Annotated in this window: 16 protein-coding genes; 4 read left to right on the top strand and 12 right to left on the bottom strand. The window is 64.3% G+C overall.

Translation table 11 applies throughout. From position 1 onward, the window contains the following. Nucleotides 1-75: 75 nt before the first annotated feature. The 11 genes from HPY67_06340 to HPY67_06290 all read right to left on the bottom strand — a co-directional run bounded on the left by HPY67_06340 (nucleotide 76) and on the right by HPY67_06290 (nucleotide 9,425). Nucleotides 76-708, bottom strand: coding sequence for a tetratricopeptide repeat protein (locus HPY67_06340; protein NPV04330.1), 633 nt, complete (start codon nucleotides 706-708; stop codon nucleotides 76-78). A 318-nt stretch (nucleotides 709-1,026) separates the two neighbouring features. Then, complete coding sequence (locus HPY67_06335; GenBank protein NPV04329.1) at nucleotides 1,027-1,686, bottom strand: SOS response-associated peptidase; 660 nt, start codon at nucleotides 1,684-1,686, stop codon at nucleotides 1,027-1,029. 50 nt (nucleotides 1,687-1,736) lie between these two features. Then, nucleotides 1,737-2,165 carry a CoA-binding protein gene (locus HPY67_06330; protein NPV04328.1) on the bottom strand — a complete coding sequence of 143 codons (429 nt, stop codon included), beginning with the start codon at nucleotides 2,163-2,165 and terminating at the stop codon, nucleotides 1,737-1,739. 74 nt (nucleotides 2,166-2,239) lie between these two features. Further along, on the bottom strand, nucleotides 2,240-3,520 hold the full coding sequence (locus HPY67_06325; protein NPV04327.1) for an MATE family efflux transporter: 1,281 nt from the start codon (nucleotides 3,518-3,520) through the stop codon (nucleotides 2,240-2,242). A gap of 235 nt (nucleotides 3,521-3,755) precedes the next feature. Beyond that, on the bottom strand, nucleotides 3,756-4,898 hold the full coding sequence (locus HPY67_06320; protein ID NPV04326.1) for a hypothetical protein: 1,143 nt from the start codon (nucleotides 4,896-4,898) through the stop codon (nucleotides 3,756-3,758). 56 nt (nucleotides 4,899-4,954) lie between these two features. Further along, a complete protein-coding gene (locus HPY67_06315; protein NPV04325.1) occupies nucleotides 4,955-5,638 on the bottom strand; it encodes a glycerophosphodiester phosphodiesterase in 684 nt (227 codons plus the stop codon). Nucleotides 5,639-5,828: 190 nt separating this feature from the next. Further along, the gene (locus HPY67_06310; protein ID NPV04324.1) at nucleotides 5,829-6,173 is read right to left on the bottom strand and encodes a cupin domain-containing protein; all 345 of its coding nucleotides are present in this window, start codon (nucleotides 6,171-6,173) and stop codon (nucleotides 5,829-5,831) included. A 126-nt stretch (nucleotides 6,174-6,299) separates the two neighbouring features. Next, the gene (locus tag HPY67_06305) at nucleotides 6,300-6,830 is read right to left on the bottom strand and encodes a hypothetical protein (protein NPV04323.1); all 531 of its coding nucleotides are present in this window, start codon (nucleotides 6,828-6,830) and stop codon (nucleotides 6,300-6,302) included. Between the two features lie 100 nt (nucleotides 6,831-6,930). Continuing rightward, nucleotides 6,931-8,121, bottom strand: a complete 1,191-nt coding sequence (locus HPY67_06300; protein ID NPV04322.1) for an MBL fold metallo-hydrolase — start codon at nucleotides 8,119-8,121, stop codon at nucleotides 6,931-6,933. 162 nt (nucleotides 8,122-8,283) lie between these two features. After that, on the bottom strand, nucleotides 8,284-9,288 hold the full coding sequence (locus HPY67_06295; GenBank protein NPV04321.1) for an IS256 family transposase: 1,005 nt from the start codon (nucleotides 9,286-9,288) through the stop codon (nucleotides 8,284-8,286). Next, entirely contained in the window at nucleotides 9,285-9,425 is a 141-nt protein-coding gene (locus tag HPY67_06290) for a hypothetical protein (GenBank protein NPV04320.1), read from the bottom strand. The genes HPY67_06295 and HPY67_06290 overlap by 4 nt, the downstream gene beginning before the upstream one ends. A 302-nt stretch (nucleotides 9,426-9,727) precedes the next feature. Between HPY67_06290 and HPY67_06285 the strand changes: the two genes are divergently transcribed. The 3 genes from HPY67_06285 (at nucleotide 9,728) to ychF (ending at nucleotide 13,432) form a co-directional block, all read left to right on the top strand. Continuing rightward, nucleotides 9,728-9,928 carry a cold-shock protein gene (locus HPY67_06285; GenBank protein NPV04319.1) on the top strand — a complete coding sequence of 67 codons (201 nt, stop codon included), beginning with the start codon at nucleotides 9,728-9,730 and terminating at the stop codon, nucleotides 9,926-9,928. Nucleotides 9,929-10,369: 441 nt separating this feature from the next. Further along, the gene (gene typA / locus HPY67_06280; GenBank protein NPV04318.1) at nucleotides 10,370-12,217 is read left to right on the top strand and encodes a translational GTPase TypA; all 1,848 of its coding nucleotides are present in this window, start codon (nucleotides 10,370-10,372) and stop codon (nucleotides 12,215-12,217) included. 165 nt (nucleotides 12,218-12,382) lie between these two features. Further along, nucleotides 12,383-13,432, top strand: a complete 1,050-nt coding sequence (ychF, locus tag HPY67_06275; GenBank protein NPV04317.1) for a redox-regulated ATPase YchF — start codon at nucleotides 12,383-12,385, stop codon at nucleotides 13,430-13,432. A 33-nt stretch (nucleotides 13,433-13,465) separates the two neighbouring features. Here ychF and HPY67_06270 read toward each other — a convergent pair whose 3' ends face one another. Continuing rightward, nucleotides 13,466-13,993, bottom strand: a complete 528-nt coding sequence (locus HPY67_06270) for a pyridoxamine 5'-phosphate oxidase family protein (GenBank protein ID NPV04316.1) — start codon at nucleotides 13,991-13,993, stop codon at nucleotides 13,466-13,468. A 72-nt stretch (nucleotides 13,994-14,065) separates the two neighbouring features. On the opposite strand from HPY67_06270, the gene HPY67_06265 reads away from it, so the two are divergent. Then, nucleotides 14,066-14,329, top strand: coding sequence for a hypothetical protein (locus HPY67_06265; GenBank protein ID NPV04315.1), 264 nt, complete (start codon nucleotides 14,066-14,068; stop codon nucleotides 14,327-14,329). Nucleotides 14,330-14,399: the final 70 nt, after the last annotated feature.

Raw genomic sequence — 14,399 nt, 5'->3', positions numbered from 1 at the left:
GTTCTCGCCCTGTGCAGTTAAGGCGGGGACTGCACAGGGCGAGGAGGAAGGGGAGGGAATCCTATATCGATATCCTCACAGCAGCCTGTAAGGATAAGCGCGTTTCGTCCAGATGCTGGCCGGGTAATCGGCCTGCAGCCTTTCATAGGCCATCTTGAGCGGCTTCGCGTTGTGCGTGCTCTTGTACTGGCAGATCCCTTTCAAGTAGATCGCCTCGGCCGTCGACTCGCTCCTCGGGTACTTCTCCACGATCTGTTCGAAGTATTGCAGGGCCTTGTCAATCCTGTCGGCATCGAAATGGACCTTGCCCACCCCCAAGAGGACCGAGGGGATGAGCTCCTCGGGCGGCAAAAACCCGACGGCCCTGTGATGTTCCTTCCCTTCGCCGTTGACCGTGATCAGAGTCGGTGTCCACTTCACCATGTACTTGTCCGCCCAAGGGCCTGCATCGCCGGAAATCTTGACCGGTACGACGTTCTCCTCGATGAGATCGATGACCGTTCGATCCGGGTACGTCAGCCTCTCCATGTTGCGGCTGTCGGTCAGCCCTGGGTCGTGAAAGAAGATCAGGATCGGTTTTTCCCTGGCTTTCCGCCGCTTGAGAGCCTTTTCCAGGTCCGTCTCCCAACGAATGCGATCAGGCAAATCGATCGTCCTCCAACGTAACACGGGGACTAAACAGAACGCATGTAACGGCAAAGCAAACATTCTGCCACGATCAGGATGTCGGCCATATTCTGCCAACATGCCGATATTCCTTCATGTTTCAGAATCCTGCCGGACAGCCGCCCCCGGGGAGCAGCGACAAAATCCCCCCTCATGATTCGGGAGAGACCCTCGCCGCACCAGGGCATCCGTCCGGAAGTGCCCTCCCGACGGGCTTCCGGGGGCAGCGACCCTTTCGTCACGCCCCTGCGACATGCATGTCGCGGGACGGGAGCCGCGGCGAGCTGCCCCGGCGGGTGCAAGAGCCCGTTCCGCGGGCGTCAGGAAAGAGGGTGAAGAGCTCCCCGGCCAGGGTCAGGGTCAGGCGGGCAGGATGCAGTCCGGTCCGTCGTGGGAGGCGTTGTTGACGGCGGTCGTCACGTCGTAGGCGTCCATCTCCTCCGCGGGATAAGGCATCAGCACCGACTCGAGCAGGCCGCGGTCCTTTTCGGCGGGATCGAGCCAGAGATCCTCGAGCGTCACGGGCACGATGACGGGCATGCGGTCATGGATGGGACGGACGAGATCGTTTGCCTCCGTCGTGACGATCGTGCAGGTGCGGATCTCCTGCCCCCCAGGGGCTTTCCAGGTCTCGTAGAGGCCGGCAAAGCCGAAGGGCTTTCTCGACTTGAGGAAAATGTACACCGGCACCTTGCGCCTGCCCGCCCGCCGCCACTCGTAGAACCCGTCGGCCGCGACGAGGCAGCGGCGCTTCGCGAAGGCGCTGCGGAAGCTTGGCTTCTCCGCCAGGGTTTCGGCACGGGCGTTGACGAGGCGGTTGCCGATGGAGGGGTCTTTCGCCCAGGAAGGGATGAGCCCCCAACGCATCGGCTCGATGCGCCTTTCTCCGTCCCGGATGACGCAGAGGATGTCCTGTCCCGGGGCGATGTTGTACCGGGGCCGAAGCCCGGACGGCGGCGACGCGCGGAACCGCTCGGCAACTGCGACGAAGGGGCTGACAAGGGTGAATCTTCCGCACATGATCAGATTCCGGCTTTCCCCGATTCCGCCCGGGACCCTCCGCCGGGCGGCTATCCGTCCATGGGGCTCAACATGTGGTGCTCGTCGTACATGCATCGGTCCTGCACGAAGAGGATCCCGTTTTCCTCGGCAAGCCTGCGGGCCTCCTCGTTCCGAATCCCCATCTGGAGCCAGATAACGGAGACGTCGCCTCTTTCCTTCTTCCTGGCAACCGCCTCTTTCACCGGCTCCAGCGCCGCCTCGGAGGGCCGGAATACCTGCACCACATCGATCCGCGCCGGGATCGACTTGAGGTCGGGGTAGCATTTGCGCTTCAGGATCGTGTCGGCCGTCGGGTTCACGGGGATGATGTCATAGCCTTTCTTGGCGAGGTATGCCGGCACCCAGTGGGCCGTTTTCCCCGGGTCCTTCGACATGCCGTAGACGGCAATGGTTCGATACCTCTCCAGAATGTCCCGTATCGTTTCGCGGGTGACCATGTCTCGGCTCCTGTTTGATGTCCATGTCAATGTACCACAACCCGGGCGGCCGAAAAACCCCGAAGGCCGCAACCCTAGCCCACGTTCACATGCTTCCACCGCCCGCCGCGAAACCGCAGGCTCATGAGGATCGAGTAACCGATCATGGAGACCACCATGGCGACCCACACCCCGGTCGGCCCCCAGCCGAGCGTGATCGCCAGGACGTAGGCCAGCGGCAGCCGGATCCCCCACATGGCGGCCACGATGATCCACATGGTGGCCCTCGTGTCGCCCGCCCCCGTGATGGCCCCGGACAGGATGGTCCCCAGGGCCAGAAAGGGCTCGGAGACCATGTTGATCCGCAGGTAGTTGGCCGTCTCGTTCAGGACCTCCGGCGTCCGTGCCAGGATCGACGCGAACGCCTCGGCCCAGATGAAGATGGGCAGGGCCAGCGTCCCGAGCAGGACCATCCCCGCCCCCGCGGTCTTCCAGGCGAGCATCTCCGCCCTCTGCGGGTTGCCCGCCCCCAGGTTCTGCCCGGTGAGGACGGAGGCGGCCATGTTGAGGGCGAAGGCCGGCAGGAAGATGACGGCCTCGATCCGAAGGCCGTTGGTCAGCGCGGCCAGGGCCGTGACCGCCCCCTCGCCCACCCGGGACAGGATGTTGTAGAGCACGATGCTGCCGGCCTGCCAGGCGACCTGCATGAAAACCGACGGCCAGCCGATGTCGATGATCCGGCCGATGGTGCCGAACTCCACGCGCCAGGGCTCGGTGAACACGCCCCGCCACCGCTGCGTCGCCAGCAGGGCCAGGCTGATGAGCATCCCCGCGGCAAACGACGAGGCCGTGGCCAGCGCGATGCCCCGGTATCCCATCGCCGGGAAGGGCGGGATCCCGAAAACCAGGGCGAAATCGCCCGCGATGTTGACGAGGCTGACAAAGAACATCGTCAGCAGGGGCTTCTGCACGTCGCCCGCGGCCCGGAAGACGGCATTCGCGATGATGAGCAGGTAGTTGGGCCCCAGGGCGAAGGCGAAGATGCGCAGGAAGTCCTCCGCGACGGCGCGGATCTCTGCGGGCATGCCCGCCAGGGCCACGATCTGGCGGCAATAGACGAGCGTGGCGGCGGTGATCACGACGGCGACGACCGCGCCGAACAGCAGGGACTGCCTCGCGATCCCGACGGCCCGCCCGGGGTTCGACGCCCCGACGGCCCGGGACACCATGGCGATGGTCCCGACGCCGATGGCGTTGGCAACGATGATGACGATGAAGAAGAGCTGGGTGACGAACCCGATGGCCGCCTGGATGTCGGGCCCGATGAAGCCCGCCACGTAGAGATCGGCCAGGCCCACGAGGAAGTTGAAGACCATGATGAAGAAGGTGGGCCACGAGAGGTGCCAGATGTTCTTCCAGAGGCTTCCCTGCGTCAGCTCCGGGGGGTGATGTCCGCCGATGGTCCGTGCTCCATTTCGCCCGCCGGCCTCAGGCCGTCATTGATGATGAGGCGCGAAACCGGGAGAGACCGGGGAGTGGCGCTCTCCGGTCTCTCCGGCCGTTGTTTTTTTCGTCTTCCCCGTCCCTCTGTCCAGGACCCGATGCCCTGCCTCAGTATCGGAACAGGGCCGCCACCGGCTCCTTGTCGGGCATCCGGTCACGCTGGACGGCATAGACCTTCCCGCCCGTCCCCAGGGTCTGGACCGCCGCAAAGTCGATCAGGTCCTCGTCCCCTTTCTGCCCGCCGTTGTGCAGAACGACTTTCCCCGTCTCAGGGTTGAAGGTGCCCCATTTCTCCTTGCCCACTTCCACGAAGAGATACCCGACCCGTCCGTGATGGGCGGCCGGCACGATCTCCTCGAGGTTGTTCGAGGCGAGACCCGTCCCGAGCGACTGCCGGTAACGCACCCGGGCCTCCTCCTGCTCTCTGAGGAACCAGGGCTCCACGATGGGGAGGGCCTGCGCATGGAGCTCCTCGGCGCTTGCCTGGTCCGGGTTGCCGATGATCGCCGTCTCCATGAGGCAGGGGTGCGTGTTGACGTCCCGGTACAGGGAAAAGACATACTCGACCCCGGCGACGATGAGCGGGTCGCGCTCATCCTTCAGGACCGACCGGAGGGTCTTGTCGATCTGTTGGAGATACCGGAGCACGTTTTCCTTGGTGTACACCTCGTCGGTCCAGGCCGTCGAACCCCGGGGCCCCGTGCCCCCCGACGAGGAGGAGCGGGAACGCAGGCGCTTGCCGACCGCGTCGACCTTGATCACCTCGTCGATGTTCCGCGGCATCCCCTCGGGCCGCGTCTCCTTCACCCCGTAGCGCGAGCACACCAGCAGGCGCACGTCCTTCTGGCTCAGGGCCAGCACGTAGAAGCGGCCCTCGGTGTTGAACAGGGGCAGCAGGGGCTTGACGTTGAACCGCTCGGCCAGGATGACCGAGGGCTGGAACTCCACGGGAAGCCGGTAGCTCCGGAAAAAGTCGGGGCACAGGAACAGGGCGAGCCCGCTGGACTGCTGCCGCCAGAAGGGGTTGTTTTTCACGAGGGCCTGGACGGGTTCGAGGAATTTCTCCGCCTCGACCGCGCGGCGGCCGCCGCTGACGAGCCGCTCTTCCGCTTCCTTGAGGAGGTTCTTGAGCCGGATGGCGTTCTGCTGCACCTCCGCGCCGGCCCTGTGCGTGGGCATGTAGATGCTCAGGCTCGGCGCCTTCCCCTTTTCGATGAGAAGCCTCAGTTCGTCTTTGGAAAGCTCGTTCATAAACCCTCCGTCAACCCGTGTATTGGATGTCCGCCGCCTGTCCCGGCGTCCGGGGCTCAGCGCCCCGCCCGCACGGCAAGGGCGGCATCGGTGCGGTCCGTGATGATCCCGTCGATCCGGTCGTCATCCAGGAACCGTCTGATCCGGTCTGTGTCGTTCACGGTCCACACGGCGATCCTTTTGCCCGCTCCCCTCATGCGGTCCAGGAGATCCCCGCGGGCCAGTGTCTCCTCCGGGATCAGCCACTCCGTGTCACTGTGCAGAATCGCCCGTGTCAGGGCGCCGGCGTCGTCGAAGATGAAGCCGGTCCGGATCCCGGTGCGGCACTGCCTTGCCCTCTCGACGGCACCGGCATGGAAGGAACTCACGATGAAATCCTCCATCCGGAGCATTCCGGCAGCGAGCCCGACGATCACCTGCTCGTAGCCCTCTTCCTTCAACTCGATGTCGAGGCCGATCCGCCCGCGCGCAAGCTCGAGAGCCTCCCCGACTTCGGGAACATGAAACCCCGAGGACCGGGCCCTGTCCCGGACCTGCCGCAGGGTCATCTCGCTGAGGGGAACGCCCGAGATGTCGGGGTCGTGGTGAACGATGTACCGAAGGTCCTTCGTGCGCCGCACGTCGAATTCGATCATGTCCGCACCCAGGTCGATCGCCTTCTGGAAGGCCTCCAGGGTGTTCTCATGGGCCGGAGACGTGGCGCCCCGGTGGGCGATGATGAGCTTGTTCTTGCCGTGCAATGGCTAAGCCTTTCCCCGGGTCCGTTGACAACCCCGGAGGGGAGGCATCTTAAATGGGAAGTTTGGAAGCTGTGAAGTTATGAAATTCGGAGAAGCAGGCTGTGTGCGATCGACTCTCGGGTCATCCAAGCTTCTCAACTTCTCAACTTCGAAGCTTCTCTCTTCATGCGCGGGACGCGCCTTCGGCCGCCTAGCCGCGGATCATGACCAACATCATCTTGAACCGCTCCACCGCCTTGAGAGCATGAGGCTCGCCGGCCGGCATGATGATCATTTCCCCCTGCTTCACCACATGAGGGTTGCCGGAGATGACGACCTCCGCCCGCCCGTCCAGGATGCACACGAGGGCGTCGAAAGGCGCCGTGTGCTCGCTGAGCCCCTGCCCTTCGTCGAAGGCAAAGAGGGTCACCGTGCCCTTCTCCTTCTGGATGACGGCGCGGCTCACGACCGAACCGGCCTGGTACTCGACCAGACGGGCCATGTCGAGGGGTTTCGCGGTAAGGGACTCCTTTCTCCCCTGGATCGCGGTGACCATGCGGATGGCTCCTTTCGGCGGGGCGGGCCCTCCTCGGCAGACGGGGAGGGGCGTTCTCGAGGCGGATGGGTCCGGATAATTCAAATTAACAGACCCTCGCGGATACTGTCAAGATTGACGGGATTCTCACGCAAGCCTCTCCTGCACCGGGGCGCAGACGGGGGAGGCACGCCCCCGGACGGAACGGATGCATGCCATGAGCCCGGAAAAGGCGAACGGCTTCTCGAGGTAGCCGTCGGGTGCAGGGTGCCATTGGCGGTGCGCGGCGACCCGCCCTGCGCCCACCAGGAGGATCACCGCTCTGTCACCCGGGAGGGGCAGTTTCATCATGCTCGCCAGGATGGAGTGGCACGCCATCCCCGAGATCTCCTCGTCCAGCAGCATGAGCAGCGGCCGGTGCCGCCTCGCCGGGTCGGGGCAGCGGCCCCGCTGCCGAAGGAACTCGAGAGCCTCGCACCCGCTTCTCACCTCGTGGATTTCGTTTGCAGGCAGGCCGCGCCTCAATGCGCCGATTGTGACCTCCGCGCGCGGACGATCGAAATCGCCAAGCAGGACATCGGCTGCCCGGCCGGCTTGCACGCCTTGCCCACCGCCGGCCCGGGCCAGCCGCCAGGGACAAGGGCTGCTCTCGTCGAACCAGAGGATGCGGCCTTCCATCGGCTTCAACCTCCGCATGGCGATCAAACGGATGCGCAGCGGCCGCAAAACGAGGCCGGGGTGCGCATATCGGAGAGGCTGCCCTGTACCCGTCCCGGTCTCAGGCCCCCTTGACGGCCCTTGCAACCTCCCGGCCGAGGTTGGCGCAGGCCTCGAGGTCAGCCGGCTTCGGCTGCCACTTGGCCCTGACGCCGGGTGCGGCCACGGGGATCTTGCATCGCTGCAGGTGCTCCTCGATGAGCTTCACCGACTCGCCGCTCCAGCCATAGGACCCGAACGCCGCACCGATCTTGTTCTGGAACCGCAGCCCCCGGAGGTCCTCGAGAATCGGGGCGATCGTCGGGAGCACCCCCTGGTTGACCGTGCAGGAACCGATGATGACGGCCTTCGTCCTGAAGATCTCCGTGATCACGTCGTTGCGGTCCGTGACGGCCATGTGGAAGATCTTGTAGGGGACGCCCTCGGCGGCCAGACCGTCGCCCACGGCCTCGGCCATCCTGCGCGTCGCCTCCCACATGGTGTCGTAGAGGATCACGGCGGTTTTCTCCGGCGTCTGTGCCGCCCACTGCTTGTACTTCGTGACGATCTGCAGGGGGTCCTTCCGCCAGATCACGCCGTGGCTCGGGGCGATCATGTCCACGGGCAGGCCCAGGCCCACCACCTCGTCGATCTTCTTCGAGACGAGGGGGCTGAAGGGCGTGAGGATGTTGGCGTAGTACTTCAGGGCCTCCTCGTAGAGCTCCTCCTGGTCGACCTGGTCGTTGAACCGGAACGCCGTCGCGTAGTGTTGGCCGAAGGCGTCGTTGGGCATCAGCAGGTTGCGGCCCGCCAGGTAGGTGAACATGCTGTCGGGCCAGTGGAGCATGGTGGCCTCGATGAACACGAGCTCGCTCTTCCCGATGGGGATGCGGTCGCCCGTCTTGACGGTGCGGAATTTCCAGGGCCGGTGATAGATCCCCTCGATGCTCTCCGCCCCCCGCTTGGAGACGACAAGCTCGGCGTTGGGGGCATGCTGCATGATGAGCGGAAGCCCCCCCGAGTGATCGGGCTCGGCATGGTTGGCGACGATGATGTCGATCTCGGCCGGGTCGACGACGGCCTTGATGTTCTCGAGCCACTCCTCCTTGAAGGGGCCCCAGGCCGTGTCGACCAGGACGGTCTTCTCGTCCCGGATGAGGTAGGAATTGTAGGTGGAGCCCCGGTGCGTCGACAGCTCGTGGCCGTGAAACTTCCGCAGGCCCCAGTCGACGATGCCCACCCAGTAGACGTCCTTCATCAGTTCCGTGACCATTGCATCCTCCCGATTCGAAAGATATCTCGCGTCCATCGTCATTGTACCCATCCCCGGCCGCGAAAGAAAGGGGCAAAGCGCGGCAGGCAACTTTTTCATTCCCCGATAGGTAACGTCAAGTGTTATGTGTCATGACGAGGAAAGGGGTCATGGTTTTTTCTTTCAGGTTCTCATGGGTAAAGATGGCATAGAGGATTCTCTCCATGCTGGTTCGATCGGAGAAGACGCCCATGGGCGGGTTCTCCTGCGGACCTCGCGGAATCTGCGTTCGATGAGGTTGGTGGTCCGGATCGTGGGCCAGAGCTTGGGATGGGGCAGCCGGAAGAACGCCAGGAGTTCTTCCTCGTGGCTCATGAGGCTCTTGACGGCCTTGGGATAGAGCGGGCGCCAGATGCGGCAGAAGCGCTGCAGGACGGCTTGGGCCTCGCGCAGAGAGGCGGCATGGCTGATGGCGTGCAGGTCCTTCTTCATGGCGGCCTGGTCGCTCTTGCGGGCGTAGTTGAGGACGTTGCGGGTTTTATGCACCCAGCAGCGCTGCAGGGGCACCTGCGGATAGACAAAGGGCAGGGCGGCCAGCAGGCCCCGGCCCCCGTCGGTGATGATCATCTCGAGCCCCTCGCCCGTGAGTCCCCGTCGATACAGATCCGTGAGGAAGACCTCCCAGGCGCTCTGTGACTCGGCGTGGGCGATCCGGAAGTCGATGATCTCCTTGCGGCCCTGGGCCGTCACCCCCAGGACCACCAGGACGACGCGCGTGGAGGCCCCGGCTCCGGTTCTGCGCTTGAGCACCACCCCGTCGAACAGCAGGAACCGGTAGGCTCGGCGCAGCGGCCGTCTGTGGAAGGCGCTCACGGCCGCATCGAGCCTCCGGGCCACCCGGCTCACCGTCGTGGCGCTGACGGGCTCGCCCAGAACCGGCATCAGGGCGTGGGCGATCTTGCGGGTGGAGATCCCGAGGACAAAGCACGCCAGGATCATCCGCTCCACGCAGCCGATGCGGCGGGCGTAGGCCCGGACCACCCCGATCATGCTGGTCTTGCGGCTCCGGGGCACCCGCAGCTCGATATCCCCCAGCTCGGTGAGCAGGTGACGGCAGTAGCTGCCGTTGCGCCGGTCCGCCAGCGAGCGGCCCACCTCGTCGAGATAGCGGTCCAGCCGGTCGTTCACTGGTCTTCCAAGATCCCGACCAGGGCCTGACGGGCCGCAGAGCGGTAATCCGCATCCCACTCCGGCGACAGGTTCATCTCCTTGATTATCCGGTGCGCTTGTGACAAACTCTTGATCGGCAAACCAACTGTCCTCATGGGGTACCTCCTTATGGGATGTCGCAATCTTGGGGGTACCCCTTTCCTGTCTCTGACACAAGATATGATACGCTACCCCCCGATAAAATCACTTGACATCCCGGCCCGCTTGGTTTACTCTACGCTCCGACCTGGCGGCGACAGATAGCGAACCGGCAGGGTGCAGTAAAAGTTAGGGGACACGCAGTTTGAGGTTTGAGGTTGTTTGCCACCACACTCGCACGGGTCTGGTGGTTTTTTACTTTCTGCCAAAGCTGACATCCGACTTTTACGGGAAAATCTGAGAAAGGAGGATGGAAGCGATGTCGGAAGGTACCGTGAAGTGGTTCAACGAGCAGAAAGGCTTCGGGTTCATCCAGATGGACGACGGTGGCGATATTTTCGTCCACTACAGCGCCATTCAGACCCGCGGTTTCCGTACCCTGCGCGAAGGCCAGCGCGTGAGCTTTGAAGTCACGGAAGGGCAGAAGGGCCCCGCCGCGGCGAACGTGCAGATTCTGTAAACGGGACTCATACAGTGGAGAAGGGCACCTCGGTGCGCATCGAGGTGCCCTTCTTTTCGTTTTTTTATCGTTCCCCGGATTCATGGTCGCTCGGCCAGGATTCTTCCTGCGAATAGACGGTTTTGGACCGCTCTAACGCTCGCTGCACTGCAGACGCAAAAACTCGCCCTTCGGGCTCAAACAATTTGCGCTGCGGACGTTCCGCTTCGCGGAGAGCGGTTACCCAAAACACGTCAAACTTCGCCGTTCAGAATCCTGTCCGGGCATCGAAACAGCAGAACGTAATCCAACGGCCCATTTTCAGGCTGTTCAAAAATGCCCAGATGCAAGGCGCCTGAAGTTCCGAGGAGGGAGGCGTACTTTTCAGCGTACGTCGACCGACGAGAAACGAGGGGAACGAAGCAGATGGGTATGTTTCAACAGCCTGCCCGAAGATACACGATGAGCACAAGAAAAGATACGATTCGGAATATCGCCATCATCGCCCACGTCGACCACGGCAAGACGACCCTCGTCGACGGTATGCTCCGGCAGAGCGGCATCTTCCGGGCCAACCAGGAGGTCGTGGAGAGGGTCATGGACTCCATGGACCTCGAGCGGGAGCGCGGCATCACGATCATGGCGAAGAACACCGCCGTCTGGTACGGCCCGACCAAGATCAACATCGTGGACACGCCGGGCCACGCCGACTTCGGCGGCGAGGTGGAGCGAAGCCTCAACCTCGTGGACGGCGCCATCCTGCTCGTCGACGCCAGCGAGGGACCCCTGCCCCAGACGCGCTTCGTCCTGAAGAAGGCCCTGGCGAAGTCGCTGCCCGTCATCCTCGTCATCAACAAGATCGACCGGAACGATGCGCGCATCGAGGCCGTCGTCAGCGAGGTCTACGATCTCTTCATCGACCTCGATGCCAGCGAGGAGCAGATCGAGTTCCCCATCCTCTACACGAACGCCAAGAAGGGGATTGCCCACGCCAGTCCGGGCGACGGCTCCACCGACCTCAGGCCCCTCTTCGAGGCGATCCTCAGGCACATCCCGGGCCCGGAGGGCGACGACACCGGCCTGCCGCAGTTTCTCGTCACGAACCTCGACTACGATTCCTACGTGGGCCAGATCGGGATCGGCCGCATGATGCGCGGCAGCCTCGAGATGAACCGGCCCTACACCCTCTGCGGCCGGGACGGCAACGTGCCCGGCGTCAGGTTCTCCGCCCTGTACTCCTTCCACGGCCTCGCGAAGAAGCAGACCGACCGCGTCGAGGCGGGCGACATCGTCGCCGTGGCCGGCGTGCAGGGGATCAGCATCGGGGACACGATCACGGACCCGGAGAACCCGCAGCCCCTGCCGCGCATCCGCGTCGACGAACCGACGGTCTCCATGGTCTTCTACGTCAACAACGGGCCCTTCGCGGGCCGCGAGGGGAAATACCTCACCTCGCGCCACCTGAAGGACAGGCTCGAGCGGGAGGCCCTGCGCAACATCGCCATCCGGGTGAACCCCCTGCCGGGCCGGGCGGACGCCTTCGAGGTGTGCGGCCGCGGCGAGCTGCAGATGGCCATCCTCATCGAGACCATGCGCCGGGAGGGCTACGAGTTCATGGTCTCCCGCCCCACGGCCCTCACGAGACGCGAGAACGGGAAGCTCCTCGAGCCCGTGGAGCGTCTTTTCCTGGATGTCCCCGAGGAGTTTACCGGCGTCGTGACGGAGAAAATCTCGGCCCGCAAGGGGCGGATGATGAACCTCGTCAACCACGGCAGCGGCCGGGTCTCTCTCGAGTTTCTGGTCCCCGCCCGGGGCTTGATCGGCTTTCGCAGCCACTTCCTGACCGACACGAAGGGCGCGGGCGTCATGAACACCCTCTTCGAGGGCTGGGACGCCTGGGCCGGCCCCATCCCCCAGCGCGCCAGCGGCACGCTGGTTGCCGACCGCGTGGGGAAGGTGACCGCCTACGCGAGCCTCGCCATGGCCGACCGCGGGGAGCTCTTCGTCGAGGTGGGCACCGAGGTCTACGGCGGCATGATCGTCGGCGAGCGCAACCGCACGGGCGATCTCGATGTGAACATCGTCAAGGAGAAGAAGCTGACCAACATGCGCAGCGCGACCTCCGAGGCGACGGTCACCCTGCGGCCGCCGCGGCTCCTGTCACTCGATCAGTCCATCGAGTTCATCGCCGAGGATGAACTCGTCGAGGTCACACCGGAGAGCATCCGCCTGCGCAAGATGGAGCTCGACGCCGGCAAGCGCCTGTCCATGAAACGCAAGGAAGGCCGCATGGCCGACTCGGACTCCTGATCAGAAGGTAAGAGGATCGGAAGGTGAGAAGGTTGGAGAATCGGAGACGGACAATGGCTGCAGACGTATCCAACGTTCTCACCCTCTCACCTTCTTACCCTCTCTTTTTCGTGTCATGAACACCCGGTCCGTAACCGGACCACTCTGAAAGGTCAATCACGGCACATGTTCATCTCCATCATCGGCACGCCATCATCCGGAAAGACAACGCTCTTCAAGGCCCTCGCAGGCGCCAAGCACAACGGCAACGGCCACCCCTCGGCCCGCATCGAGGTCCCCGACGAGAGGGTCGATGCGCTGGCGAGACTCTTCAACCCCCGCAAGACGACCTACTCGCGCCTCGACGTGACCGACACGGTGGCCATCCGCGAGGGGGAGCTAAAAAACGAGACGCTCGACGCCAAATCGCTCCTGCAGATCCGGCAGAGCGACGCCGTGCTCCTGGTGCTCCGGCACTTCGACAACGGGCATGCGGCCGACCCTGCCGGCGACTTCCGGCGCATCCAGGAGGAGTTCATCCTCGCCGACATGGTCCAGACCGAGGGGCGCCTCGAGCGGCTGCGCAAGCAGAACGCCCTCAAGCCCCAGCCCGCCCTGCAGCAGGAACAGGCCCTGCTCGAGCGCTGCCTCGCGCATCTCGAGTCGGGAGCGCCCCTGGCGACCCTGGAGCTGTCCTGCGAGGACGACAAGAAGATCCGCGGCTTCCTGTATCTCTCCCGAAAGCCCATGATGATCGTCGTCAACTGCGCCGAGGAGAAGATCGCCGAGGCGGGGTCGATCGCCGCGCAGCTGCGCGGAGAGCTGCCGGGTCACATCCCCGTGGTGGCGGCCTGCGGGCAGCTCGAGGCGGAGCTGGCCGCCATGGCCCCCGCGGAACAGGGTGCCTTCATGGCCGGATACGGCATCGCCGAGTCGCTGCGCGGCCGGATCATCCGGCTTGCCTACAAAACGCTGGGGCTCATCTCCTTCCTGACCGTGGGAGAGGACGAGTGCCGCGCCTGGCCCATCCGCAGGGGGATGAGCGCCCAGGAGGCGGCCGGGACGATCCACACGGACCTCGCCCGGACGTTCATCCGGGCCGAGACGGTCTCCTACGAGGACTTCATGCGCCTCGGGGGCTTTGCGGGGTGCAAGAAGGCGGGTGTGTGGCGACTGGAAGGCAAGGGCTACATCGTGCAGGACGGCGACATCCTGTCCATCCGGGCGGGGAGCTGAGGTCCGCCCTTTACCGGCCGACCGGGTTCGGGCTCATTCCCCTTCCCCCGGACGCCCGGGCAAGACCGTGTGCAACGACGGGGAGAGCTCGTTCGCTTTTCCGCTCATCGACTCGATGACGATCCGCACGACGGCCGTGTTTTCGATGTTCTGATCCCTCATGGGGGAAACCGGGTAACCGGGCGGCACGTACTTTCGGATCATTCTCTCCAGGATCTCCTTCTTCTCCTCCGGGCTGTCGACGAGTTCGGCTCTCCCGAAGCAGACGACGCTGCGGTAGATCTGGCTGATCCCGCAGCCGCGTTCCCACAGGACCTGGGGCCCCGCCTCATCGACGAGGAAACACACGCGGGAATCCGCCCGAAGCGCATCCATCTTCCGGCCCGACAGGGCGCCGTGAAAGTAGATGCTGCCTTCCCAGAACAGGTAGTTCACCGCAACCGCATAGGGGCCTTCCGCCGTCGAGACGGCCAATCGGCCGACCGGCATCCGTTCCAGCAGCCGTTCCATATCCCGGGCGGATGGCATGGCCCGATCCTTGCGCCGCGGCTCTGTTCTCATGTGACCTCACTGCACAGGGCCGCGTCCACCGGTTCATTTGACATCCGGCGACGTCGGCCTTATTTTGACTCCGTGGATGCCCTGCGGATTCTCCTCAATATCCTGCTCTTCACGGCCTCGCTCTTCGCGGCGGCGCTGCTCGTGGAGAGGATCTACGCGGGGCGCTGGAAATGGGCCGCCTTCGGCATCCTGATGAGCTTCATCATCGGCTTTGCCCTGTTCCCCGGGACCCTCATCTGCGTTCTCGAGGCCTTTCCGGGCGAAATGTCACCCGGCAATGCGGCAACGCTGATCCTGGGCGGGGCCGCGGCGGGGTTTCTCTCCACGGGCGTCTGAATCCTGTTCCGTGTTGTTCAGGAGGTCTTCCTGAAACTCTTCCCCGATAAACAAAGGTAGCCGGCGGGAA

Source organism: Syntrophaceae bacterium (assembly GCA_013177795.1).
Taxonomy (GTDB): Bacteria; Desulfobacterota; Syntrophia; order Syntrophales; family UBA2192; genus UBA2192.
Note: the sequence above shows the minus strand (reverse complement) of the source record. Positions and strands in the feature narration are given on the sequence as shown.

What these genes read in the sequence shown, in the direction of transcription:
- ychF (NPV04317.1), top strand. Translation starts at nt 12,383, where the DNA reads ATGTTCATCTCCATCATCGGCACGCCATCATCCGGAAAGACAACGCTC.
- HPY67_06300 (NPV04322.1), bottom strand. Translation starts at nt 8,121, where the DNA reads ATGGTCACGGAACTGATGAAGGACGTCTACTGGGTGGGCATCGTCGAC.
- HPY67_06290 (NPV04320.1), bottom strand. Translation starts at nt 9,425, where the DNA reads ATGAGGACAGTTGGTTTGCCGATCAAGAGTTTGTCACAAGCGCACCGG.
- HPY67_06310 (NPV04324.1), bottom strand. Translation starts at nt 6,173, where the DNA reads ATGGTCACCGCGATCCAGGGGAGAAAGGAGTCCCTTACCGCGAAACCC.
- HPY67_06335 (NPV04329.1), bottom strand. Translation starts at nt 1,686, where the DNA reads ATGTGCGGAAGATTCACCCTTGTCAGCCCCTTCGTCGCAGTTGCCGAG.
- HPY67_06305 (NPV04323.1), bottom strand. Translation starts at nt 6,830, where the DNA reads ATGGAAGGCCGCATCCTCTGGTTCGACGAGAGCAGCCCTTGTCCCTGG.
- HPY67_06340 (NPV04330.1), bottom strand. Translation starts at nt 708, where the DNA reads ATGTTTGCTTTGCCGTTACATGCGTTCTGTTTAGTCCCCGTGTTACGT.
- HPY67_06270 (NPV04316.1), bottom strand. Translation starts at nt 13,993, where the DNA reads ATGAGAACAGAGCCGCGGCGCAAGGATCGGGCCATGCCATCCGCCCGG.
- HPY67_06330 (NPV04328.1), bottom strand. Translation starts at nt 2,165, where the DNA reads ATGGTCACCCGCGAAACGATACGGGACATTCTGGAGAGGTATCGAACC.
- HPY67_06320 (NPV04326.1), bottom strand. Translation starts at nt 4,898, where the DNA reads ATGAACGAGCTTTCCAAAGACGAACTGAGGCTTCTCATCGAAAAGGGG.
- typA (NPV04318.1), top strand. Translation starts at nt 10,370, where the DNA reads ATGAGCACAAGAAAAGATACGATTCGGAATATCGCCATCATCGCCCAC.
- HPY67_06285 (NPV04319.1), top strand. Translation starts at nt 9,728, where the DNA reads ATGTCGGAAGGTACCGTGAAGTGGTTCAACGAGCAGAAAGGCTTCGGG.
- HPY67_06325 (NPV04327.1), bottom strand. Translation starts at nt 3,520, where the DNA reads ATGGTCTTCAACTTCCTCGTGGGCCTGGCCGATCTCTACGTGGCGGGC.